Source organism: Gymnodinialimonas sp. 202GB13-11 (assembly GCF_040932485.1).
GTDB classification, from domain to species: Bacteria; Pseudomonadota; Alphaproteobacteria; order Rhodobacterales; family Rhodobacteraceae; genus Gymnodinialimonas; species Gymnodinialimonas hymeniacidonis.
In genome coordinates this window covers 3,162,434-3,186,491 of the sequence record NZ_JBFRBH010000001.1, presented here as the reverse complement: position 1 = coordinate 3,186,491, position 24,058 = coordinate 3,162,434, and the positions used below count along the sequence as shown (strand labels likewise).

The following is a 24,058-nucleotide window of genomic DNA, read 5'->3' as shown; positions in this document are numbered from 1 at the left end:
ATGAGCGCCCCGGACGAAAAACGAGATCACGGTGGCGGCCTCGACGCCGCCATGGCCCGCTATGGCGGGTCCCGTGACCAATGGCTCGACCTCTCTACCGGGATCAATCCTGTGCCCTACCCAGTGGGCGATATCCCCGCCGATGCGTGGCAACGCCTCCCCAACGAAGGCGCCATGGACGCCCTCCTGCACGCCGCCCGCCGCTTCTGGAACGTCCCGGAGGAGGCCGCTATCCTCGCCGCCCCTGGCGCCTCCGCCCTCATCGCGCGCCTGCCCGATGTGATGTCCGGCGAGGTCTCCATCGCGCAGCCCACCTACAACGAATGGGCCGCCGCATTCGGCGACCGGGCCGTAACCAAATTCAACACGCCCCTGCGCGTTTTCGTGCACCCCAACAACCCGACGGGCAGTCTTATGAACGGTGATCCGACCCGCTCGGATTGCACCACCATCTATGACGAGAGTTTCGCCGACGATGACCTCTCCGTTAGCCATGTCCGCAACACGCACAGCCCTAAAGTCGTCGTTGTCAAAAGCTTCGGAAAGTTCTGGGGCCTCGCGGGCCTGCGCCTCGGCTTCCTGATCGGTCAGCCGCGGCTGATCAGACGCATGAACCATGCCCTCGGCCCCTGGCCCGTCTCCGGCCCGGCCCTCACCATCGCGACCCGCGCCCTCAACGACACTGCATGGGCCGACGCCACCCGTGCCCGCCTGTCCCGCGACGCCGCACGCCTCGACGCCCTGATCCTGCCGAAAGGCGCTGAGCTGGTCGGCGGCACCGGCCTCTTCCGCACCTACGCCTTGCCCGAGACCGCACCACAGATGCACGAGCGCCTCGCCCAGGCCCAAATCCTCACCCGCATCTTCCCCTATTCCGAGGCCTGGATCCGCTTCGGCCTGCCGGGGTCCGAGGCCGATTGGGCCAAACTCGAAGCGGCCCTATGACCGCCGCCATCCTCGCCGCCGCCATGGCGCTCGACGCCCTGCTGGGTGAACCCAAATGGCTCTGGTCCCGCGCGCCTCATCCTGCCGTGCTCATGGGCCGCCTCGTCGAGGCCTTCGACCAAAGCCTGAACCGCGGCGATGCCCGCCGCCTCGCCGGAATTATAACCGTCTCCGCCCTCTCCGCCCTAGCCATCGCCCTCGGCTTGCTCATCCAAAGCCTCCCCCTCGGTTGGCTCTGGTCCCTCCTCCTCACCGCGATCCTGCTCGCCCAACGCTCTCTCACCGAACACGTCACCGCCGTTGCCGACGCCCTCCGCATCTCCCTCTCCGAAGGCCGTCACGCCGTCTCCATGATCGTGGGCCGCGATCCCGACCAACTCGATGAACCGGCCGTCGCCCGCGCGGCGATTGAATCCGCCGCCGAGAACCTCTCCGACGGCGTCATTGCGCCTGCCTTCTGGTTCCTCATCGCGGGCCTGCCCGGCATCCTCGCCTACAAGATCATCAACACAGCGGACTCCATGATCGGCCATCGCACCGAGCGCCACGAAGATTTCGGATGGGCCTCCGCCCGCCTCGATGATGTCCTGAACTACATCCCAGCCCGCCTCACCGCGCTGCTGATCGCGCTGACCACCAAGCTCAGTGCCCTCAAAACCGCCACCCAAGACGGCCCCAAACACCGCTCCGTCAACGCAGGCTGGCCCGAAGCCGCTATGGCCGCCGCGCTTGGCCTGTCGCTCTCCGGCCCACGGGCGTACGGCGGAGAAATGACCGACGACCCCCCGATGAACGCAACCGGCACGCGAGACGCCACGCCCGGCGACATCACCGCAGCGGTGGGCGTGCTGTGGCGGGTGTGGGCGGTGACGCTCGCGGTCGTTTGCGTCGTGGCGCTGTTTTGAGAACGCGTCCAACCCAAGCGTTCCTAGACATGTTGTGCTAAACTCGGTGACGGTCCGTCCATTCGGATTTGCAAGACTGGCCACACACAACGGGGGGATTTAAGGGCAATGTTTGATCTAGGTGCATATTCACGACCCATCTCAACGTCATCGGTGAAAGCGCAATCGGCCTTCGATCTCGGATTGAACTGGCTTTACGGCTACAATCACGAAGCCGCTGCCGAAGCCTTCGCGCAAGCGCATGACGCGGACCCCGGATGCGGAGCCGCCCTCTGGGGCATCGCTTACGCCATTGGGCCGAATTACAACAAACCGTGGGAATTCTTTGACGCCGATGAACGTCAGGCCACTCTCGATCGCGCCCACAAGGCCATAGCAGAGGCCCGCGCGCTAAGAGACAGGCTCAGCCCGGTCGAAAACGACCTGATCGCGGCTCTGGCAGAACGCTATCCCGACGATCCGACCATCGAGGATTTCGGTCCTTGGAACGATGCCTTCTCCGACAGCATGCGCCGCGTATACGAAAAACACCCGGGCGATCTGGAGGTTGTCACGATCTTCGCCGAAGCGCTGATGAATCGAACCCCATGGCTGCTTTGGGACCTCAAAACAGGCCAGCCCGCGGAAGGAGCCTCAACCATCGAGGCGCAGACAGCGCTCGAGCGCGCCTTTGCGGCATTGCCAGGCGCCTGGGATCATCCCGGCCTGTTGCACATGTACATCCACCTCATGGAGATGTCGCCAACACCGGAAAAGGCCTTACGGCACGGGGACCGCCTGACCGATCTAGTGCCTGACAGCGGCCATCTGGTTCATATGGCGACGCATATCGATGTGCTCTGCGGCGACTATCAGAACGTGGTCGCGCGCAACCACGCCGCCGCCGAGGTTGATAAGAAGTATGAGAAATTAGCGGGTGCCAAGAACTTCTACACCGTCTACCGCATCCACAACGTTCATTTCGAAGCCTATGGCGCGATGTTCCTCGGCCAGCCCGAAGTCGCCCTTGCCGCCTCCGAACGGCTGATCGAGATGCTTCCCGACGACGTGGTCCGCTACATGCCGGAACTCTTTGAAAGCTTCTACGGCAAGAAGATCCACGTCATGGTACGCTTTGGGCAGTGGCAAGCCATTCTGGATGAGCCGTTTCCAGAAGACCGTGACCTATATCTCTACACCACGGTCGCCATGCATCAGGCCCGCGCCATTGCCTTCGCCAATCTTGGCATGTCGGATCAAGCTCTTCAGGAAAGCGCATTGGCCGTCGAGGCGCTTACCAAGCTCCCGGACGATTGGATGGTCTTTAACAACACCTCGGAAGACGTGTTGAAGGTCGGCGAAGCCATGATGAACGGCGAGATTGCGTTCAAGGTGGGTCGGATCGACGAAGGCTTGGATCACCTGCGCCGGTCAGTCACTTTGGAAGACAATCTCCTTTATGACGAGCCTTGGGGCTGGATGCAGCCCGCGCGGCACGCTTTGGGCGCTTTGCTGATGGAGGCCGACCAGTTTGCTGAGGCCGAGGCCGTCTACCGCGCCGATCTGGGCCTCGATGACACCCTCTCGCGCCCTTGCCAACATCCACGCAATGTCTGGTCCTTGCATGGCCTGCATGAATGTCTGGTTAGACGCGGCGAGCATGTCGAGGCGCGGCACCTGAAACTCTTGTTGGATCAGGCCGTTGCGCGCGCAACCGTACCCGTTCGTGCATCGTGCTTTTGTCGGAGCAAGGCAAAGGCAGCATAGGGGGTTTGGGCATCGGACCGTCTGCCGTCCCGGCATTGAATATTCAGTACCGGTAACCCGCGCGGGGCTGTGCTTATGGACGACTTGAGTAACGGAATTCCGTCAAAGCTTTTCTGGAATGCGAAGCCCGCGCGCGCATCCTACTTGCCTCACACCCCCCACCCTGTATCTTCTCGCAAAACGCTTCTCCAACAGGGTCATTTCACATGCGCCGTTTCCTCGCCCCGCTGCTTCTTTCCCTCACCCTCGGCACGACCGCCACCGCCCAACAATGCGGCGGCGATTTCGGCCAATTCGTCCAGGGCCTCCGCGCCGAGGCCGCCGAACGCGGCCACTCCCAGGAAAATATCGACGCCTTCTTCCGCCACGCAAGCTTCTACCAGCGCGCGCTGGATGCCGACCGCCGCCAGGGCATCTTCACCGTCCCCTTCACCGATTTCGCCCGCCGCCTGATCTCCCAGAACCGCATGGATGCCGGCCGCCGCAATGCCGAGCGTCAGGCCGCCACCTTCAACGCCATTCAGGAACGCTTCGGCGTCTCCCGCGGTATCCTTCTGGCCTTCTGGGCGTTCGAGACCGACTACGGCGCCTTCCAAGGCGACTACAACACGCTCGACAGCCTCGTGACCCTCGCCCACGATTGCCGCCGCCCCGAGCTGTTCCGCCCCGAGGTGTTCGGCGCTCTCGAACTCTTCGAGCAGGGCGATTTCGACCCCGTGAACACCCAAGGCGCCTGGGCCGGTGAGATCGGCATGGTCCAGATGCTCCCCGAAGACATCGTCAATTTCGGCATCGACGGCGACGGCGACGGCCACGTCTACCTGCAAACCTCCGCCCCCGACGCCCTCATGTCCGGCGCGAATATCCTCTCCTCCCTCGGCTGGCGCGCCAATGAGCCCTGGCTCGTCGAAGTCACCCTTCCCGCCGATCTCGACTGGTATCAAACCGGCGTCCACACCACCCGCTCCGTGGCGGAGTGGGAGGCCGACGGCGTCCGCGCCCGCGCCGGCGGCAACCTGCCCATGTCGAACGCCCAGGCCTCCATCGTCATCCCGCAGGGGCGCAACGGCCCCGCCTTCATCGCCTACCCGAACTTCAACGTGCTGTTCGAGTGGAACCAAAGCTTCACCTACGTCCTCACCGCCGCCTATTTCGCCACCCGCCTCGAAGGCGCGCCGGTCTTCGACGCCCGCAACCCCGACGCGGGCCTGAACGGTGACCAGATGCGCCGCCTGCAGGAACTCCTCGCCGCCCGGGGCCATGACGTGGGCCGCATCGACGGCATCCTCGGCGCCGGCACCCGCGCCGCCGTGCGCGAGGAACAGCGCCGCCTCGGCCTCCCCGCAGACGCCTGGCCCACCGCCGCGCTGCTCAACGCGCTGTAGGTTTTCAATAACGCGCAATTTGTCCGAAAACCGGTTCCCACTTTTCGGATTGCGCTGATTAACCTCTCGCTAACCCAACCAGCCGATCCTTCCTGCCCTCTCGCAGAAGGATCGGCGCCATGACACACGACATCCACCACATCCCCCTCGACCAGATCGACGCCAACGCGCTCCCCCGTGACCGCACCGCCCTCGACCCCACGGCGCTCGCCGATCTGGAACTCTCCATCGCCGCCCACGGCCTCCGCATGCCCGTCGAGGTCTGCCGCGCCAGAGACAACGTCGGCCCGCCCTACGCGCTCATCTCCGGTTTCCGCCGCCTCACCGCGCATCGCAACCTTGGCCTCACCGAAATCTCCGCCTTCCTCCGCACCCCTGCTGACGCCACCGCCGCCATGGCGTCCATGATCGAGGAGAACGAGATCCGCGCCGACATCACCCCGTGGGAGCGCGCCAAAATCTGCCTCACCGCCATCGACGCGGGCCTCTTCGACACCCTCGACCAGGCCATCCCCCGCCTCTTCCCCACCTACGACCGCAACCGCACCGCCCGCCTCCGCGCCACCACCGAAGTCGTGCAACACTTCGGCGACCACGCTCTCACCGACCCCCGCGGCCTTTCCCAACGCCAACTCACCCGCCTCGCCACGAACCTGCGGGGCGGCATGGGAGACACCATGCTGATTGCCCTGCAAGAATCCTCCGACACATCCCCGGCAATCCAATGGAGTCTGCTGACGGCCATCATGGACGACGCCGAAGCCGAGGCCAAAGCCCCCCGCCTTCAATACAAAAAGGGCCGCCCGAGACACCACGTCCGCGTCCAAGACGACCTGACCGTGAGACGAGAGCGCACCAAAGACGGCTGGACCCTGCGGTTCACCGGTAAAACAGCTTGCGGGCCGTTGATGGAGGATATTATGGACTACGTCGAAGACACCTTCGGCCACCGCCAACGCTAACGACCCACCCCGTAGGGTGCACATTCATGGTGCACCGGCCCCACGCCCGATTGGTAGGGCGGGACTTGTCCCGCCGCCCGTAAACCGGGCCTTGGCCCGGGATATCTAACCTCAATTCAACGCACCAAAGCGGGTTAACAGGCGCGCAGCGCCCCCGCATCGCCGGGCCGCCCCCCGGTACAGCGATTTGGCTGGTCTTGGTGCTTCGTTCGTTCTGTGGGACGTGCTTGGCCACCAGAAAGCGCCTCGGAACGCCCGCCGGATCGCCGCACCGCGGCCCGTCGATGAGCTAGCTAGCTGCAGTGCGCCTGTGGGAAGGCAAATGATCAATAATGGTTTGCTGGATTTCGGTTTCCCAAAAGTAGTAAATGCGCAGGCATCTCTTTGGATCGCGCACATTACCGCCAGTCTTTATGTGCCAATCCACATCATAGCGCCGACCCTTCCATTCTGCAGAATAGGTATCCCCACCGCACGGCGAGTTCAGTATGCCATTTTCAATGACGACATCTCGTAGGCTTCCGCCTCCGTTTATCCGCCGCTCGTGTTGGATTGTTGCTAGCCATACTATCGTACGTGCAACCAACGCTGCATCCTCGAACTCTGGCGCACGAACCATGCGACGAGCGGAAGGGGTCAAAAGCACTTTGTCAGGATATGTTTGGTCCAGCCAATCTATGAATTCCGACCAGCTTTGGGGTAACGGTGGTTCTTGTGTTGGAGTCATACCTCCAAGAGCCAATGCATCCTGAAGCTGCCTCACACGATACAACAAAGATCGGTTTTCTTGCTCCGCCGCATGCGCGCGATCTTCGACGGCCTCAACTTCTTCGATGTATCCGTCAATCTCCTTGTCTTTCTCCTCAACTTGCTTTTCCAAGCTTTCAACCAAAGACTCGGCTGTTTTAAGGAGTTCATCATCAGGCGCTGAGCGATCTGAAAGATCAGTATTTATAAGTCTGCGACTCGCGGTACGAACCGAAGCAAAATCAAGTATATCCTTTCCCAAACGCGTCTCGGAAATGCTGATTTCCGCTGCCAGAGCACGAAGATTGCGTAGACAGGATTCCGCCCCTTGTTTCTTTCTTAAATCGGCTTCCAAAAACAGTCGATGTCTGAAAGGGTCATCTGCCGCAGTAAATCCACGCAAGTACGCCCTAACACCACCGTTGAATACCGCTCGATACTTACCGAAACGTCTTGTTAAAACCCAAGTAAGATCGGCAGGAATAACTGCGACTCTTGCCAAACCGGCGACTGCGCGCGCGAGCACTGCGACATCAATGGCCGGGCTCTTTTCCTCGGGTTTAATAGAAGCAACAAAAACAGGCAAACGGCGCTCAGCATCTTCAAGATGGTCGCAAAGGTCCTCAGCATCGTTTTCATTTGTTATCAAGATGGGTTCTGACGTGAGCCGTCTTGCTCCCCGGATCAGACCAGGCGCGTCGACCATCTGTAGGATCGGTCCAGGTACATGATGTTCAACAAAAAAATCTGGCTCGGACGTGCTCACGATTAAGCGCAAGCTGATGTGTGGCCTGCTTCCGACCTGACCGCCGACAACGATTTCGGTAGACCAAACGCGCCCGGCTACCGTTTTATCCGGGTCTTCCATGCGAAGTGCCCACAAATCCAAGGAGTCGTGTTCAATTCGAACGGCAGTGCTGCTTCTACCACCCACGAGGAGCTCAAATTCGCCGAAATCCCAGGCAGCTTTCGGCAAATTCCGCCCGGCCCTCTTTCTAGTCCAAGTTAAGGCGGCGTTTCTGGCTGCGTCTGAAGAAGCGAGAAATTCGTCTCCGTCGAGTTGCGCAGATACACGTAGAATCTCAATGTCGCGCACTGCGCGAGGCATTTTCTTGGATAGCGGTGCAAGAGCCTCAGAAAAGACTGTGTTCATTGGAAAAGAACCATTTGAGTAAGTGGGGGAGTTCAATTAACGCGACGTGCATATTTTAACAATCCCGGACTGCTACGAAATAGAGCAATCCATGCTTCGAATGCGTTATGTGAAGCCACTAAAATTGTGTTAACAAAACCTTAGAAAAATCCACATAATCAAACAATACCAATCACTTAACCCACTTGCTCACGCGTGAGCAGCTCCCCTCAGGCCACCAGGGCCTCGGCCTTTTTCAGGTCGACGGACACAAGCTGGCTCACCCCCTGCTCGCCCATCGTCACCCCGAACAGCCGGTCCATCCGAGCCATCGTGACCGCGTGGTGGGTGATCGTCAGGAACCGTGTATCCGTCTGGCGCGTCATCTCATCCAGCATGTCGCAGAACCGGTTCACGTTCGCATCGTCCAGCGGCGCGTCGACCTCGTCCAGCACACAGATTGGCGCCGGGTTCGCCAGGAACACCCCAAAGATCAGCGCCAGCGCCGTCAGCGTTTGTTCCCCCCCCGATAGGAGCGACAGCGTCGAGAGTTTCTTGCCCGGCGGTTGGCACAAGATCTCAAGCCCCGCCTCCAGCGGATCGTCCGATTCCACCAGCACCAACCGCGCTTCCCCGCCCCCAAACAGGTGCGTGAACAGCTTCGAGAAGTTCGCGTTCACCTCGTCGAACGCCTTCAACAGCCGCTCGCGTCCTTCCTTATTCAGCGAGGCAATCCCCGTCCGCAGCTTCGCAATCGCCGCTTCCAGATCCTCTTTCTCGGTCAGGAGCCCATCATGCTCTTCCCGAACCTCTCGCGCATCCTCTTCGGCGCGCAGGTTCACCGCGCCCAAAGCATCCCGCTGCCGCCGCAGCCGCATGACATCGGCTTCTATGCGATCCAACGTCGGCAAAGGCTCCGGCAAATCGCCAAGGCTTTCGCGCAAGGCGTCCGGCTCCATCTCGGTATCTTCCATGATCCGCTCAGCCGCGGCCTGCACAGCCTCCGCCGCCGCATCCCGCCGCGCTTCCGCCGCCGCGCGCCCTTCCCGCGCCTCAGACGCGGCGCGTTCCGCATCCCGCTCCGCAGCCGTCGCCGCCCGCAGATTGGACTCGCCAACAGACAAAGCATCCGCCGCCGCCGCCTTCCGCGTCTCAGCCTCGGTGATCTGAACGGCCAAGGTTTCGCGCCGCTCAGCAATCTCACCGGGTTTCTGCTTCGCATCGGCCAGCGAAACTTCAGCCTCACCGCGCCGCTTCTCCAGCTCGGCCAACCGCGTCGCGGCATTGGTCAAACGGCTCTGCCAGGAGGTGATTTCCTGCCCGATCTTGGTGATCCGGGACACGCGATCCTCACCGTCGCGTTTCACCTCATCAAACGCGGCGCGCTTGGCCAGCATCGTCATCCGTGCGGCCTCAACCGTGGTTTTCACATCGGCGAGTTTCTGGCGCACGGCGTCTAGATCATCCAACTCAGCCAGCGAGTCCTGTGCACGAACAAGTTCTGCACGGGCGGTCTCGGCCTCTTCAGCGTGGCGGGCGGCGGTCAGGCGGAGTGTCTCAAGCTTTCCATCGAGAACGCTTTGGTCGGCCTCTGCTCGCGCGGCAGTACGGCTGGCCTGGCTCAGCTGGGTTTCGGCATCGCGGCGGGCCGTGCGTGCGGCTTTGTCGGCCTCAGTCAACTCAGCAAGGCGCGTTGATTCAGCTTCATGGGCAGCGGCGGCCTTATCGGCAAGCTCGCGTGCTTTGGCTTGATCATTTTGCAGTTCAGTCAGACGGTTAGCCTGTTCCAGACGGCGCGCAGCGGTGGACACGGCGTCGGCTGCAGCAACTGCGAAACCGTCCCAGCGCCATAGATCGCCCTCGCGGCTGACGAGGCGTTGGCCGGGTTGAAGCAGGGGCTGGAGGCGCGCGCCGTCGGCAGCGTCGATGATGCCGATCTGGGAAAGGCGGCGGGCCAGGACGGTGGGCGCTTTCGTCACTTCGCTGGCGGGTTGCGCGCCCGACGGGAGCGGTGCAGTGGCGTCGTAGCCGGGTAGGTCAGACCAACCGGAGGCGCCCTGTGTGCCTGCGCGCGCGGCTTTCAGATCGTCCGATAGGGCCGCACCAATGGCAGCCTCAAACCCCGGAGAAACGCTTACTTCGTCAAGGACTTGGCCGCCGTCGCCCCGGTCGCGCTCCAACACACGAGCCAAGGCGGTGACTTCGGCGTCTAGTGTGCCTGCGCGGCCCTCGGCCTCTGATCTGGCCGAGCGCGCTTCGGCTTCTGCCGTCTGCGCCTCAGCACGGGCGACTTCGGTAGACAGCAGAGCCTCTTCGGCGCGGGCCACGAGGTCAGTGGCGCGCGTCAGGGCGTCTGCGGCGTCGGTGGCCTCTTGCTTGAGGGTTTCGAGGCGTGTTGCGGCCTCGGACGCTGCGGATTTGGCGGTTTCGGCGTCAGTTTCGTTGCGGGCGACGGCTTTCTCGGCCTCTCCGATCCGGCGTTCAATGGCCTGATGGCGCGCGGCGAGCGCGGCAGATTGTTCTGTGAGATCAGAGAGTTCGGCCTCTTGCCCCGCAAGCACCGAGCGCGCGTCGGTCACTTCATCGCGGGCGAGGGCGAGGCGTTCATCCTGCCCATCCTGCTTGGCCTGAAGTTCAACGCGTTCAGTGCGCAGACGCTCGACGGTCTCGGAGGCATCGGCGTTCAGGGTTTCTTCCCGCTCCCTGTCCTTGTCGATCTGAGCGATGCGCGCGGTGAGGGTTTCGACGGCGGCTTCGGCGCGATCTGCTTCGGCCTGCAGCGAGTCGCGTTCGACCAACAAACGTTGGAGAATTGCGGCGGCGACGGCGTCTTCTTCGCGGAGTGGGGGTAGGGCCTCTTCGGCGGCTTCGCGGGCTTTGACGGCCTCACGTGCGGCTGCTTCGGCTTGGGCGGCGGTGGTGGTGCCGTCGCGCAGAGCTTCTTCCGTGCGGAGGCGGGCGGCGTCAGCGTCGCGCCATCGGAGGAACAGGAAAAGACCCTCTGCGAGGCGAAGCTCCGACCCAATTTCACGATAGCGCGCGGCCTGTTTTGCCTGCCGTGCCAGGGAGTTAAGCTGACTGGCCAGCTGTTCGAGCACGTCGTCGATACGGGCCAGATTGGTCTCAGCCGCTTTCAATTTCAGCTCAGCTTCGTGCCGGCGCTGGTAGAGGCCGGAGATGCCTGCGGCTTCTTCAAGGACGCGACGACGGGCTTTGGGGCGGGCGTTGATCAACTCGGAAATCTGACCCTGACGGACCAAGGCGGGGCTGTGCGCGCCGGTGGAGGCGTCTGCGAACAGCATGGAAACGTCACGGGCGCGGACGTCTTTTCCGTTGAGTTTATAAGCACTTCCGGCATCACGGGTGATGCGGCGGACGATGTCGATCTGGTCTTCTTCGTTGAAACCGGCGGGGGCGAGGCGCTCTTCGTTGTCGATCTGAAGAGACACTTCCGCGAAGTTGCGGGCGGGGCGCGTGGCGGCACCGCCAAAGATCACATCCTCCATGCCCGAGCCGCGCATTGCGGTAGGGCGGTTTTCACCCATCACCCAGCGTAACGCCTCAAGAAGATTGGATTTTCCGCAGCCATTGGGGCCGACAACACCGGTCAGACCATCGGCGATCACGAGGTCCGTGGGGTCGACGAAGGACTTGAATCCATTGAGCCTGAGCTTGGTAAACCGCACGGGATGCCTGCCTTGATTGCCGCGATTCTTGAGTTCCGAGAGTGTCCGGATTGGCCCGGGCTGAGTCAACAACTCTACGCTTTATATGGCACCGATGGGCGGGTTATCCCCAAGATATATGCTGATCAGGCAAATCTATGAGTGCATTGGCACGACGGACCAAGAGCGCAAATACTCCTCCCGTTCGGGAAGAGTTGTGCCCGAACGGGAGGAGTTTCATGGTTAATGCCTGTCGAACTGTTCCCGTTCGGGAGGACTTTGGTCGCCCAGTGGTGGTGTCGGGACAGCCTCCAACAGGTCGCCGGGCTGGCAATCGAGCACCTCACAGATCTTGGCCAGTGTCTCGAACCGGATGCCCTTCACCTTGCCGCTTTTCAGCAGGCTCAGATTCGCCTCGGTGATACCGATCTGCGCCGCAAGCTCCCGACTTTTCATTTTGCGAAGGGCCAGCATGACATCGAGGCGGACGATGATTTCCGCGGCCATCAGACGAATCCCTTGTTCTCATCCGCGATGCGCGTTGCCTCGGACATGGCCCACCCGATCGCGACGAGCAGGCCGGAGGTGAAGAACAGGAAGATGTCGTCGCTGGAAAACCCGATCGACAGGGCGCGTTGGCCCGCCGGATTGTTGGTCGTCAGCGCGAGGATGATCAGCGTGTTGCCGATGACGCCGACGGCGGCCAGCACAAGCAGGGTCAGGCCGGTTTGCCGGATCGCACGGGCCGCGTCGGGGCCGAATACATCGCCCATCGCATAAAGCGAGAAGAGCGTGCGCATTTGCCAGAGCGCGGTAAGGATGAGGCCGACGGACAGGATGGCGATTCCATAAATTACGATCCAGGCGAAGGTGCCGATCTGCTCAGGCAGGGTCACGCCGCTGAACGTGCTGCGGAGATAGGCCTCATCATACGCGCCGCTGAGCGCTGCGATGATTAAAGCAAGTGGCAGAAGCACCATGGCGGCGGTCACAAGATAGGACATGGGCCGTGCGATGCGGCGCAGGCGAAGAATGGCGTCAGACATAATGACCTCTCTTTTCAGCAATATAAATTTTCTGTAAAACAATAAAAAATGATTCGAAAGAGGAAATATGATGCGTGGTGTCTTTGTCCTGGGTTTGAGCGTGGTTTTAGGGGGATGCATGTCGATCAACCCGATGACCGCTTTGCAATTGGCGACGATGAATCCGCTTGAGACTGACCCCTCGGTCATGGCGGTTCAGTTGGAGCTTCCGGAGGGGGTCGCGGTGGTGTCGGGCACGGCAGAGCTGCGGATCACGACGGAGACCGCAACGGGCGAGGCGTTGGACGGGCAGTATCCGCTGGTCAACACGGGCGACGTGTGGCGCGTGGCGGAAGACGCGCAGGTCAGGATGCGGGCGGATATCGCCCGCGTGCGCGGGTGGGAGGCGGCGGACCCGAACGGGACCAACGGCAGCTTCAGCGCGGGATTCGCGCCATGTGCCGTGGGAGGCGGACCGGCTGACAACGCGCGGTTCACGATGGCGTTGCAGTTGGAGCCGGGCGGCGCATTCTTGCCGCTGTTCGACAATGTGCCGCTGACACGCATTTATGATGCGGAGACGGTTGGACTCCTGCAGCCTTGTCGTTAAACGGCAGCGCTTGTGACGTTGCGGCGCGGCCCGTTCAGGGGCTTGCCGCAACACTTGGATCGCCTTGCCCGAGCGCATAGTTGAGATGCGACAAGGGCAATGTTATTCTGTCCACAGCCCGGCGCCGGGGTTTTTCAGGCGCGTGAGCCATGGAGGATAAGGTCCTGACCGGACTTACTCAGGCGGCACCGACCGCCGCACCAAGCGCAAGACATGCGCGCCCTGAACCGACTTACTCCAGCGAGGAGCTGTTGAAGCGGATCCTGACCTCTCTTGACGAAGACAAGGCCGAAGACGTTGTGCAGATCGATCTGCGCGGCAAGTCGTCGATCGCCGATTACATGGTCGTGGCCTCTGGCCGGTCGACCCGGCAGGTTGCGGCGATTTCGGAAAAGCTTGTCGAGCGGTTGAAGGCGGAGTTTGGCCTTCTCGCGAAGATGGAAGGCAAGGATGCGGGCGATTGGGTTCTGATCGACACGGCGGACGTGATTGTTCACGTGTTCCGGCCCGAGGTGCGTGACTTCTACCAGCTTGAGAAGATGTGGCAGCCGCCGGCGGCCACCTGAAAGCTGGATGAAGGTTCATCTTTGCGTCGTCGGCCGCCTGAAGGGTGGACCGGAGAAGGCGCTGATTGACGAATATCTGGATCGGTTCGACAAGACGGGGCGCGGCCTTGGGCTGACGCTTGGCCGTGTTGTGGAGGTCGAAGACCGCAAGGGCGGTGGCATGGCGGGCGAGGCGGAGCTTCTGCGCAAGGCCCTGCCGTGTGAGGCGTTCTGGGTGATGGATGAACGGGGTGATGTGATGACATCCCCTGATTTTGCGCGCCGGTTGGGGGCGCAGCGGGATCGCGGGACCGGGGATCTGGCGATTGTGATTGGTGGCGCGGATGGGACGGACCCGGGCTTTCGGGCGCAGGCGGGGCTAGCAATTTCGTTCGGCAAGATGGTGTGGCCGCATATGCTGGCCCGCGTGATGCTGTCCGAGCAGTTGTACCGGGCCGCGTCGATCCTGTCGGGTTCGCCCTATCACCGGGTCTGACCTCTACTGCATCAGGATATCCTGGCGGTGACGGCGCAGCAGCAACAGCCCGAAGAACAGCGGGATCAGCGCCCAGAGCATGACCAATGTGAACGACACGTAGTCGGGCTGGTAGGTCGGGTAGACACCTTGCCGGAACAAGGTGGTGGCGTGAATCCATGGGGTCCACCACAGTACGTCCTGCGCGTTTTGGGGCAGGTCTTCGACGATGAAAAACACGCCGGCTGCCACGAGAAGCGGGCGTGAGAGGATGCCCCATACCTGCGCCCAAGCCGGGAACAGGCCAACGAGGGCACAGTTGAGTGTGCCGTGACCCAGACCAAGCATCGCCATCATCAGGAGCGCGCCGAGGATCGGGGCAAGGTCGAGTGTGGTGTTTGTTTCCGTCCACCAGATGATCCCGGTCATGGAGATGGCGACGACGCCGATGCCCGTGAGCGTGTTGAGTAGGAAGCGTGCCAGCACGGCGTCGATCCATGAAACGGCCGGGTACATCAGAAGCGGTTTGGAGAAGGTGAGCGCCAGGCTGATATGCTGTTGCAGCGTGTTGTAGAGGTAAAACACCAGATAGCCTGAGGCGTAGAAGAGCAGGAAGGATGAGCCGAGCGGCGGCACGCGGATCAGGAATTGCAGCGCGATGGAGATCACGATGACCGCGCCGATAGGCTCCAGCACGGCCCAAACATAGCCGCCGGGGGAGCGGCCATAGCGCGTCGACATCTCGCGCAGCATCAGCGCCAGGGTGGCGCGGGCGGCGCGGGTCAGCTTGCCCGTCGGCAGGGCCGCGCGTTGCGGTTGGGCGTGGCTGGTCACGCGGATCCTCACATTTCGAGCGGGGCATTCATCCGGAATTAACGGGACTCAGTATCAATGGCTCTGGTCAACAAGTGATGAATGTCGGGGACAGAATGTCAGCCTTGCCGAAACCAAAACTGGTCGAAGATGACGAAGCGGCTGCGCGGATCGCGGCGGCGGCGCGGGCCGGAGCGGAACCGGCAAAGGTGATACAGGTCCGGGCCACCGTGGGCCCGGCGAAGATGCGGTTTCGCCATTGGGGGCAGATTGCGTCATTCCTGGTGCTGGTGTTGTTGCCGTTCGCGGCGGCGGCCTTCTACCTGACCGAACGTGCGACGCCGCAATATGCCTCCACCGTCGGGTTCACCGTGCGCTCGAACGAGATGACGATGCCTACCGACCTGTTGGGTGGGATCACGCAGCTTGCGGCGGGGCCTGCGAATGTGGATGGCGATATTCTGCATGAGTTCATCGAAAGCCAGACACTGGTGGAGCGGTTATTGGAACGGCAGGATTTGCGGGCGCATTATGCGCAGACCCATGAGCGGGATCCGATCTTTGCGCTGGCACCCGATGCCACGATTGAGGATTTCGTGAGTTACTGGCAGCGGGTTGTGCGGCTGAGCTACGATCAGGCGACGGGGCTAATGGAGTTGCAGGTTCTGGCGTTTGATCCGGAGACTGCCCATGGGATCACGCAGGCGATCATCGAGGAAAGCCAAGCGCTTTTGAATGAGTTGAACGCGGCGGTGCGCACGGATTCGGTGCGCTATGCCGAGGATGATCTGGCAGTGACGACGCAACGGCTCGTTCGAGCGCGGGAGGATTTGGCGGCGTTCCGGTCGCGTACTCAGATCGTGGACCCGGAGATTGATCTGGAAGGGCGGCTGGGGGTTTTGACGAACCTGCAACAGCAACTTGCGGAAGTGCTGGTGGAATATGATCTGCTGAGCGCGAATACCTCCAACCCGAACGACACGCGCCTGCAACAGATGCGGCAACGGATCGCGGCGATCCGGGCCAGGATTTCCGAGGAGCGCGGGACGTTCAACGTTGTCGGTGAGACCGGCCGCGATGAAGCGTATTCCGATCTGATGACGGAGTATGAGGGACTGGTCGTGGCGCGCGAATTGGCGGAGACGACCCATGGGTTGGCTGTTGCAGCACTCGATCTGGCGCGGACCAATGCGGCGCGACAAAGCCGTTATCTGGCGGTCTATATCGAGCCGAGCGTGCCGGACGGGCCCGAATATCCGCGCAATGCTATGATCTTGGCGCAGGCAGGTCTGTTCCTACTGATTGCGTGGTCGATCATTGCGCTGATCGTCTATTCGATCCGGGATCGGCAGTAAGGCGGCTCGCCCGATGATCCGGTTCGAAAACCTCACGAAAAGCTTCATGGTCAACGGCACGCGGCGTGTCGTGATCAACAATCTGAACCTGACGATCCCGTCGGGACAGTCGCTGGCCCTGCTGGGGCGGAATGGGGCGGGCAAGTCGACGCTGATGCAGATCATCGCGGGCAATATGCGGCCCGATGCGGGACGCGTAGTCAGTGATGGGTCGATTTCTTGGCCGGTGGGATTTGCCGGATCTTTTCATCCGCAGCTGACCGGCGCGCAGAACACCCGCTTCATTGCGCGCATCTATGGTGTCGATACGGATGAGTTGGCCGATTTCGTACAGGACTTCGCAGAACTTGGCGCGCATTTTCGGATGCCGGTGCGGACCTACAGCCAAGGCATGCGCTCTCGCCTGACGTTTGGCCTGTCGATGGGCATCGCGTTTGATACCTATCTGGTTGATGAGGTGACGGGGGCGGGCGATGCCTCGTTCCGGCAAAAGAGCAAGGCGGTGTTTCGGGATCGGATGCAGAAGGCCGGGGCGATCATGGTGAACCATAACCTCGCCGAGCTGCGGGAATATTGTGACCATGCGCTTGTTCTTGAGGACGGGCGATTGCGCTACTTCTCGAACCTCGATGAAGCGATTGAGATTCACCAAACAACATTGCTTCGTCGTCCGGACGAAGCATGACGCCTGCGCATTTTGACCCTGATTTTCAGGCGGCCTGCCGTGACTTGAGCGGGCACGCTCTGCCATTTCGTACCGCCCAAATACCTTAACTCTGATCCGAAAATTGAGCGGGATTTTCGCCCTTCCGCCCAGATTGTCCGCCATTCCGCCGCGATTATTCCACAGCCAAAACCCGCCCCACCCCCACCTTCGTTGTCGAGCGATACGGGGTAATAAACGATGCCGCAGTTGGTATTCGAAAGCCGGTTTAGTGCCGGTCAAACCAGTTTGGATGTGGGGATCACGGACCTGATGGTGGTCGAGGGCGTCACGGGGCCGATGCTCTATGCCACGTCCGGCCAGTTGGGTGGACTAACGGCCTATGATCTTGGCCAGCCGGGTTCTGCCAGCCTTGCTGATTTCGCCTATTTCGACGCGGCCTGGTCTGATGGCGTGATGCGCGATCTGGCTTTGCTGGACAATAACGGCACTGTCTCTTTGGCGGTTGCCGCTTCGGGCACGCAGCAGGTGCGCCTGTTCGAATTGGCTGGCAACGGCGATATTGGACAAAGCAGCCTGATGTCGGGCGTGAATGCCGGAAATGACCGGTCGATCGACCTGTCGCAATGGGGCGCGGACATGCTGTTCATGGCGCCGGAGGCCTCTGGCGAGATTCAGGGCTACGCGATTGCCGCGAACGGAACCCTGACGCAGCAGATTACCGTGAAAGATACCGCGCAAACCTATGTGAGCGACGCGATTGGCATCAACACGTTCGAGGTTAACGGCGTCGAGTTCATGGCCAGCGTCAGCCAAGCCGATAGCGGCGTGTCGGTGTTCTACATCGATCCCACGAACAAGCTGTTCAACACCGCGAACATGGGTGTGAACGAAGGCCTCGGTATCATGACGCCGACGGACAGTGCGTTGGTTAATATCGGGGATAAGGTGTTTATCATCGTGGCCTCGGCCCCCAGTGATGGGCAGGGCCAATCGGGTGCGCTGACGGTGTTGGAGATCGGAGAGGATGGCTCCATCCGGGACGTTGAACATCTCAACGACACTGCGGATACGCGGTTCGGGCAGGTGCAGACGCTTGATGTGGTGGAACATAACGGTCAGGTCTACGTGTTGGCCGGGGGTGGCGATGATGGGCTGACCCTGTTTGCGATGTTGCCAAGTGGGCGGTTGCAGTTGCTGGATGTGATGACCTCGGCCGAGACCACGGGCTTCGACAACGTGGCCGCCACGGCCACGATGATGGACGGCGACACGATGCGTGTCTTTGCAGCGACCGAGGCACAAGGCGGCTACGCGGAGGTTACGCTGGACCTTTCGGTTCAGGGTGTGACGCAAATGGCGGGCCATCATGGCACTACGCTTTCAGGCGGCGGTCTGGACGATATCCTGATCGGTGGCGCGGGCGCGGACGTGTTGCAGGGCTTTGCCGGGGACGACCTGATTGAGGATGGCCACGGCTCGGACACGCTGATCGGGGGCGACGGGGCTGACACCTATATCTTGCGCGCCGATGGATTGGCTGACCGGATTGAGGATTTTCAGCCCGGGCAGGATCGCCTCGACTTGAGCGATTGGCCGATGTTCTACGACCCCGAACAGATCGGATATACGGCTACGGCTACGGGGGCCATTCTGACCTGGCGGTCCGAGACGGTGGAAATCGTGACCCGCAACGCGCAGATGCTGAGCGCTGCCGAGGTGCAGGCCGCGATTCTGTCGACGGCCAGCCGCGCCCCTGACTTCGATGCGATCTTCGGCAATTCCGGCGCGCAGGATGTTCAGGGCACCTCGCTCGACGATGTGTTTGTGACGGGTGCCGGCAATGACACGATCACGGCCGGGCTGGGCGATGATTTCGTTGATGGTGGCACGGATGCGGACAGCATTGCGGGCGGCTTCGGGAATGACACGCTTTTGGGCGGCGATGGCGCCGACCAGATGGATGGCGGGATCAACAACGACACGCTCAACGGCGGCTCGGGCAATGACACCCTTTATGGCATGGCCGGGGTGGACACGCTGGTGGGCGGCGATGGCGATGACCTGATTTTTGGCGGCGATGACCCTGATATTCTGCTTGGGTTGGGCGGAGCGGATACGCTGAACGGTGGTGAGGGGGACGACCTCTACTATGCGGGTGCCGGGCATCTTCTGACCGATACCGGCACGCAGGGCTTTGACGTGGCGATCATTCTTGACGGCTCGGGCGATGCGATTTCGCTGACTGGTTGGTCGGGAATTGAGCGGGTCGAGGGTAATGTCGGCCATGACGTGATTGACGCCAGTGCGCTGAGTGAAGCGATCTTCATTTGGGCCAATGCTGGTAATGACACGGTGCAGGGCGGTGCAGGCAACGACACGCTTCTGGGCGGTGACGGGGCCGACAGCATCTCAGGCGGATCCGGGCAGGATACGATTCTAGGTTGGACCGGTAATGACAGTGTTGATGCAGGAGCCGGGGATGACCTGATCTATGTCTTCGATGATGGGGACGTGGTGCATGGCGGCGCTGGCTATGACGAGGTGGTCGTGCGCAACGCATCCGGCCTTGATCTGAACATTGGCGGATGGAGCGGTGTGGAATGGGTGATGGGGTTCACCGGAAACGACACGCTCAACGCGAGTGGCTACGGCGAGGATATCGTGCTGGTCGGCGGGAACGGCGCGGATGTTATGTCGGCCGGGTTGGGCAACGACACGATCTATGCCGATGCGGGTGATGATTACCTGTTTGGCAGTGCGGGCGACGATGCGTTGATCGGCTCTGGCGGTAATGACACGTTGGAAGGCGGTTTGGGCAAGGATTACCTCGCCGGGGGTACTGGGGCGGATGTGTTCGTATTCGACGATGGCTTTGGGGAGGATGTGGTTGCCGGGTATGAGGATGGCTCAGACAGGCTGGATGTCAGCGGTCTTATCGGTGTGTCCGGCTTTGGCGATCTCACGATCTGGAGCGCGGGGGGGCATACCTTTGTGCATGCGGATGGCGACCCGCAGAATTTCGTGACGCTTGCGGATTACACGGCGGGGCTCGGGGCCAGTGATTTCATCTTCTGATGGAGGCGCTCACGCGGCATAGCCGAAATGACGCGCATAATCTGATCGTTTGAGCGCGGCTTGCAGGCGCGCGGCCTCTTGCGTGGCGAACGCGGCTGAGATGGCGTTGGAAAAGGGCTTACGTCCGCTTTCGTTTGCCACCGGCAGGCGGGGCGTTTGGCCCAGGGCCCAATCGCAGAACACCGGGAAGGCGGTGTCGAGTTCTTCATACCGGATGATACCGAACTGCGCGTTCCCATCTGTGGTGTGCCACAGGGGTGTGTTGCGCTGGAATTGGGTAAGATCGAGGCCGAGGCCCATGCGATAGTGTTGGTTGAACCAGTCGGCGGGGCGGAGTGCGGATAGAAGCAATTGGCGTTGCTGGTGCGGCCAATCGCGGGCACGGCCCATCTTGTGCGGATCGCCCGACCGGCTGGCTTCAAGACAGTCTTCGACCGTCGGGAAATCAGATAGATGCTCTTCCAAATGACCGAGGAAGCGGGTCAGGCCAAGGCGCACGCGTGCATCGCGGTTGGCGCTGGCATTTTCGGGTGCGAGATCGCATAGCAGATCGGCATAACCGCTAATGTCTTGCAGGACGCTGGAACGGAACCAAGTGAAGGGGTCGCGCGTAAGGGACAGAACCACGAGGCGGCGCGGGTCTGTGCCGGCCCGAATGCGGTTGATGGCGCGGGTGATGGCGGCGTTTTCGGCCATCTGGCCCATCTGATGATTGAAGAAGTAATCGGTATTGGCAGGGTTCAAAGCCACACGCAGCACTTTGCGCAGGGCGTCTTCGCCCAAGAAGTGGCAATGAGCGGCCTCGACCTGCCGCAAGGATCCAAGCGCTTTGGTGATGGCTGTGCTGGCCACCTTCCCCATCTGAAAGACAACGCCGTAGATCTCGGTCACAGGGCGGCCCCCTGCGTCAGTGTCGAGGGGTCGCTTGGGGTGAGGGCCGGCAAATGGCCTTCGGCGACGAGCCAGTCATGGAAGCCGTTTTCCACATCAAACGGATCGCTGAACGCGGCGCGCAGGTCGGCTCGGTCTCGGTAGAGTTGGCGGACCTCGTCGGGGATGCGCCGCCCATTGCTGAACGTGCCGTAGTGCCAGTAGCGGGCCGGGATTTCGGGCGCATTCGCTTTGGCTACGGCGCGTTTGTACCAAGCCCAAACCTCCAGCACCTCGGGGTTGTCATGGGCATATCGGCGGGTCATCTGATCGCCGACGGGGCCGAGTTTGGTGAAGTGGAAAAAGCGCAGGGGCGCTTTGTTGACGGTGATATCGCCCGCCTCGGTGAAGGCGAGGCGGCGTTGCGAAAGGTTCCAGCTGGCGACGTTGCAGCCCGGATCGCGCAGGACGTGGACATCATCGAAGAAACTGGGGACGAGGTCGCACCATTTCTGGTCGGTGAAGAGGCCCTTTGGCAGATTGTCCTGACACCAATCCAGCAGGCGGTCGCCCCACCATTTCGCAAAGCGCAGCCCTTCGCCGTCGGGGGTGTTGGCCACACCGACAAAGCCAAGGTTGTAGGCCCCCCATTTCAGCGATGCGATTTCGTTGTCGCCAATGGCCACTGCATTGGTGCGGGGCTCAGGATCGAGTTGGTGAGGAGTCAGCAGGATGTCGGCGTCGTCGAGGGCAGTGACGAGCGAAGAGAGATCATCAAAGACCGCGATGTCCGGGTCGAAGAAGAAGACTTTTTCGGCATCGGGCTTGTCCAGAAGATGTGCGAGGGCACGGCCTTTAACGGCTGTGCAGGCCTCAACAATATTGTGGCAGAACATCCAGCTTGAGAAGCGCGGCCCGATCTCATCGGCCAAAAGGTCTTCGGCGGTCAGGATGGTGTCGAAATCCACCAGAAGATCATCTTGTGATGAACCATCCGGGGGGAGATCTGTGACGACGGCGCAGAGGTGCCATTCCGGATGCCTTTGCCGCAGGCTTTGCGCCAGAACCCGAGCGCGGTCGAGGTAGGAATAGGTGAATGAGGAAAAGGCGTAGATGGTCATGAAACGGCCCGAACTTTGCGGCTTTGCGCGGTTGTCTTTTTGACATGCTGTTTGGGTTGCGCCGCTGGTTTGACCGGTTTGTCGAGCACAGAGAAGCTGAGCGTACTGGGTTCGGTCAGAAGTACGCGCTGCTTCTTGCGGCGTTGACGGGTCGCTTTGGCCAAGGTCTTGCGGTCGAGGAACGCGTCGAGTGCATGCGTGTCTTCAAAGATATGACCCCGCCCTGTTTCACGTACCAAAGCGGCGACATTTCCGCTTTCGGCATGTGTGATGACGTGCGCGCCGGCTTGCATGGCTTCGACGGTGGCGAAGGAATAGGTTTCAACAAACTGAGCCCAGTGCAGGACGAAATCGACAGTCTCGCGTTCCAGCGCGTCGATCATCGCAGTGGGAGTTTCAGCGGTAACGTCCACGGGAATTGTTGGCACGCCGGGCTCAACATGTTTGGCGGAGCCGAAGTAGAGGAAGCGCACATCATCGCGCCCCAGATTGCGGCGGGCAATGTCGCGGAAGGTGGCATAGCCCTTGTGCCGCTTGGGTGCGCCGATGAAGGCGATGGTGGTTTGCCTCAACTTTGGGGCCGCTTTGGCTGGCCCTTCGGACAGGTGCGCATGGGGCACGATTTCAAAGCGTTCGAACGGCAGGTCGCCTTTGGAAAAAACGATGTCAGCGGCGGCTTTGGACGGGGCAATGGCCAGGGTTGGGATCAACTGCAGTAAGGCGCGCAGGCGGCTGAGATGTTCGTGCCGTTCTTCCCCGAACAGGCACATGCGACACGCGGTTGAACTGGGTTCCGGTGCCCCGCATTGGCGCACCAGATTGCTTTGCAGCGCGTAGCTTGGGCACAAGAAGAACTGATCGTGGAGCCAGGCATTCAGCCGTTGCGTTCCCGCGCTTTTGCTGAGGGCTGCGATGTCTTCGGGGGAATGGCCCAGAAGGGCGTGAAGGACGATGTCGATCTTACGGCTATCGCGGAACCGACGCGCCACGTCGAGCACTGAGTCGATGTGCAATGGCCCGATGCGGTTTCCCGCGATGGTGGCATAGAGCACGGGGCTTTCGCCAAGCGGAGCAAGCCGGGGCCGGGGGCGTGCGGGATGCAGGGCGATGTACCCGATGCCATGTTCTTCGGCATGCCGCATTTCCTTGCCAACGCAGAGCTGGATGCCGCCGCGGATCTTCAAGAAATCATCGTGGGTGAATGCTAAGATAAGGCGGTCTGATGTGGCCTCAACCGCCGCGAGAAGTTGCTGCGCGCCCAACTCACGTTGCATTGGCACCTGTTCGGGATGGGCAAAGAGCCAATCGTTCTCAACACTTTCCAAGGTGGGGGAGGCCGCCAGAATGCGGGCGACATCATCGGCGCGGTCTTGCGCCAACCGACCCTCAGCACGACCGGCGCGGATGTAGTGAAGGAAAGGCGGGATATTGGCGTCAGCGATGTCTGGATAATGGCTGAGATAAGCGCGGGTGGAGAAGGTTGCAGTGGGGTCGAGTCCTTGTTCCCAACCGATCTGGAGGTAGTGGCGCGCAGCGGCGACAGCATCGGGAAAGGTGCGCCCACTGGTCGCCTCGTAAAAGGCGAGGTCGATTTCGTCCGCGACTTCAACCGCGTCGCGGTCAAGCTGTTGGGCGGAGTTGATAGCAGCGGTTGCGCGGGCTTGCCGACTGAGGTGGGAGACGTGGGATGGTGGCACCTCGCGCCCTTCGTCGCGGCCGAAGGTGACGTAGTGCAGAAGGGGGTTCATCCCGGCGTCTGCGACATCGAGGTGCATGTTGAGATAGCCGTTGGTTGAGAAATCTGGATGGGGATCGAGGCCATCCTGCCAGCCGGTGCGCAGGTAGTGCACCAGAGGGTCGGACAGCAGATCATCCTCGGAGAATTGAGCAAGGTAGAAGTCAGGGTCGAAATCGGGGCGCATCCGTTCCAATTCGCCAGCCTGTCTGGAGGATCGGTGGATGACACGGTCCAAGAAACCGCGGCCGAGGGCGACCAACGTCTGCATGCTCGAATG

Annotated in this window: 19 protein-coding genes; 11 read left to right on the top strand and 8 right to left on the bottom strand. The window is 61.4% G+C overall.

Translation table 11 applies throughout. From position 1 onward, the window contains the following. The 5 genes from V8J81_RS16295 to V8J81_RS16275 all read left to right on the top strand — a co-directional run bounded on the left by V8J81_RS16295 (position 1) and on the right by V8J81_RS16275 (position 5,943). Positions 1-945, top strand: a complete 945-nt coding sequence (locus V8J81_RS16295) for a threonine-phosphate decarboxylase (protein WP_368476803.1) — start codon at positions 1-3, stop codon at positions 943-945. Next, positions 942-1,850, top strand: a complete 909-nt coding sequence (cbiB, locus tag V8J81_RS16290) for an adenosylcobinamide-phosphate synthase CbiB (protein WP_368476802.1) — start codon at positions 942-944, stop codon at positions 1,848-1,850. The genes V8J81_RS16295 and cbiB overlap by 4 nt, the downstream gene beginning before the upstream one ends. 108 nt (positions 1,851-1,958) lie before the next feature. Further along, positions 1,959-3,596, top strand: a complete 1,638-nt coding sequence (locus V8J81_RS16285; RefSeq protein ID WP_368476801.1) for a tetratricopeptide repeat protein — start codon at positions 1,959-1,961, stop codon at positions 3,594-3,596. A 206-nt stretch (positions 3,597-3,802) separates the two neighbouring features. Beyond that, a complete protein-coding gene (locus tag V8J81_RS16280) occupies positions 3,803-4,981 on the top strand; it encodes a lytic murein transglycosylase (RefSeq protein WP_368476800.1) in 1,179 nt (392 codons plus the stop codon). A gap of 119 nt (positions 4,982-5,100) precedes the next feature. After that, complete coding sequence (locus tag V8J81_RS16275) at positions 5,101-5,943, top strand: ParB/RepB/Spo0J family partition protein (RefSeq protein WP_368476799.1); 843 nt, start codon at positions 5,101-5,103, stop codon at positions 5,941-5,943. A gap of 289 nt (positions 5,944-6,232) precedes the next feature. On the opposite strand, the gene V8J81_RS16270 is transcribed toward V8J81_RS16275, so the two are convergent. From V8J81_RS16270 to V8J81_RS16255, 4 genes are all read right to left on the bottom strand, one after another. Then, on the bottom strand, positions 6,233-7,843 hold the full coding sequence (locus V8J81_RS16270; RefSeq protein WP_368476798.1) for a hypothetical protein: 1,611 nt from the start codon (positions 7,841-7,843) through the stop codon (positions 6,233-6,235). A 209-nt stretch (positions 7,844-8,052) separates the two neighbouring features. Then, a complete protein-coding gene (gene smc, locus V8J81_RS16265; RefSeq protein ID WP_368476797.1) occupies positions 8,053-11,508 on the bottom strand; it encodes a chromosome segregation protein SMC in 3,456 nt (1,151 codons plus the stop codon). A 222-nt stretch (positions 11,509-11,730) separates the two neighbouring features. After that, the gene (locus tag V8J81_RS16260) at positions 11,731-11,994 is read right to left on the bottom strand and encodes a helix-turn-helix domain-containing protein (protein ID WP_368476796.1); all 264 of its coding nucleotides are present in this window, start codon (positions 11,992-11,994) and stop codon (positions 11,731-11,733) included. Continuing rightward, complete coding sequence (locus V8J81_RS16255) at positions 11,994-12,533, bottom strand: hypothetical protein (protein ID WP_368476795.1); 540 nt, start codon at positions 12,531-12,533, stop codon at positions 11,994-11,996. Before V8J81_RS16255 ends, V8J81_RS16260 begins: the two co-directional genes overlap by 1 nt. A gap of 118 nt (positions 12,534-12,651) precedes the next feature. Here V8J81_RS16255 and V8J81_RS16250 point away from each other — a divergent pair, with 118 nt between their 5' ends. The 3 genes from V8J81_RS16250 (at position 12,652) to rlmH (ending at position 14,163) form a co-directional block, all read left to right on the top strand. Next, entirely contained in the window at positions 12,652-13,122 is a 471-nt protein-coding gene (locus V8J81_RS16250; RefSeq protein WP_368476794.1) for a hypothetical protein, read from the top strand. Between the two features lie 149 nt (positions 13,123-13,271). Further along, a complete protein-coding gene (gene rsfS, locus V8J81_RS16245) occupies positions 13,272-13,688 on the top strand; it encodes a ribosome silencing factor (protein ID WP_368476793.1) in 417 nt (138 codons plus the stop codon). A 7-nt stretch (positions 13,689-13,695) separates the two neighbouring features. Further along, complete coding sequence (rlmH, locus tag V8J81_RS16240; protein WP_368476792.1) at positions 13,696-14,163, top strand: 23S rRNA (pseudouridine(1915)-N(3))-methyltransferase RlmH; 468 nt, start codon at positions 13,696-13,698, stop codon at positions 14,161-14,163. A 3-nt stretch (positions 14,164-14,166) separates the two neighbouring features. On the opposite strand, the gene V8J81_RS16235 is transcribed toward rlmH, so the two are convergent. Next, a complete protein-coding gene (locus V8J81_RS16235; protein WP_368476791.1) occupies positions 14,167-14,976 on the bottom strand; it encodes an ABC transporter permease in 810 nt (269 codons plus the stop codon). 95 nt (positions 14,977-15,071) lie between these two features. Between V8J81_RS16235 and V8J81_RS16230 the strand changes: the two genes are divergently transcribed. The 3 genes from V8J81_RS16230 to V8J81_RS16220 all read left to right on the top strand — a co-directional run bounded on the left by V8J81_RS16230 (position 15,072) and on the right by V8J81_RS16220 (position 20,052). Beyond that, on the top strand, positions 15,072-16,310 hold the full coding sequence (locus tag V8J81_RS16230; protein ID WP_368476790.1) for a KpsE/RkpR family capsule polysaccharide export protein: 1,239 nt from the start codon (positions 15,072-15,074) through the stop codon (positions 16,308-16,310). Between the two features lie 13 nt (positions 16,311-16,323). Continuing rightward, complete coding sequence (locus V8J81_RS16225; RefSeq protein WP_368476789.1) at positions 16,324-16,995, top strand: ABC transporter ATP-binding protein; 672 nt, start codon at positions 16,324-16,326, stop codon at positions 16,993-16,995. Between the two features lie 219 nt (positions 16,996-17,214). Beyond that, a complete protein-coding gene (locus tag V8J81_RS16220) occupies positions 17,215-20,052 on the top strand; it encodes a calcium-binding protein (protein ID WP_368476788.1) in 2,838 nt (945 codons plus the stop codon). A 9-nt stretch (positions 20,053-20,061) separates the two neighbouring features. On the opposite strand, the gene V8J81_RS16215 is transcribed toward V8J81_RS16220, so the two are convergent. Genes V8J81_RS16215 through V8J81_RS16205 form a run of 3 tightly spaced genes read right to left on the bottom strand, consistent with a single transcriptional unit; the run spans position 20,062 to position 24,049 of the window. Further along, the gene (locus V8J81_RS16215; protein WP_368476787.1) at positions 20,062-20,943 is read right to left on the bottom strand and encodes a hypothetical protein; all 882 of its coding nucleotides are present in this window, start codon (positions 20,941-20,943) and stop codon (positions 20,062-20,064) included. After that, a complete protein-coding gene (locus V8J81_RS16210) occupies positions 20,940-22,043 on the bottom strand; it encodes a hypothetical protein (RefSeq protein ID WP_368476786.1) in 1,104 nt (367 codons plus the stop codon). The genes V8J81_RS16215 and V8J81_RS16210 overlap by 4 nt, the downstream gene beginning before the upstream one ends. Beyond that, positions 22,040-24,049: a glycosyltransferase family protein gene (locus tag V8J81_RS16205; RefSeq protein ID WP_368476785.1), complete on the bottom strand. Its 2,010-nt coding sequence runs from the start codon at positions 24,047-24,049 to the stop codon at positions 22,040-22,042. Before V8J81_RS16205 ends, V8J81_RS16210 begins: the two co-directional genes overlap by 4 nt. Positions 24,050-24,058 lie beyond the last annotated feature (9 nt).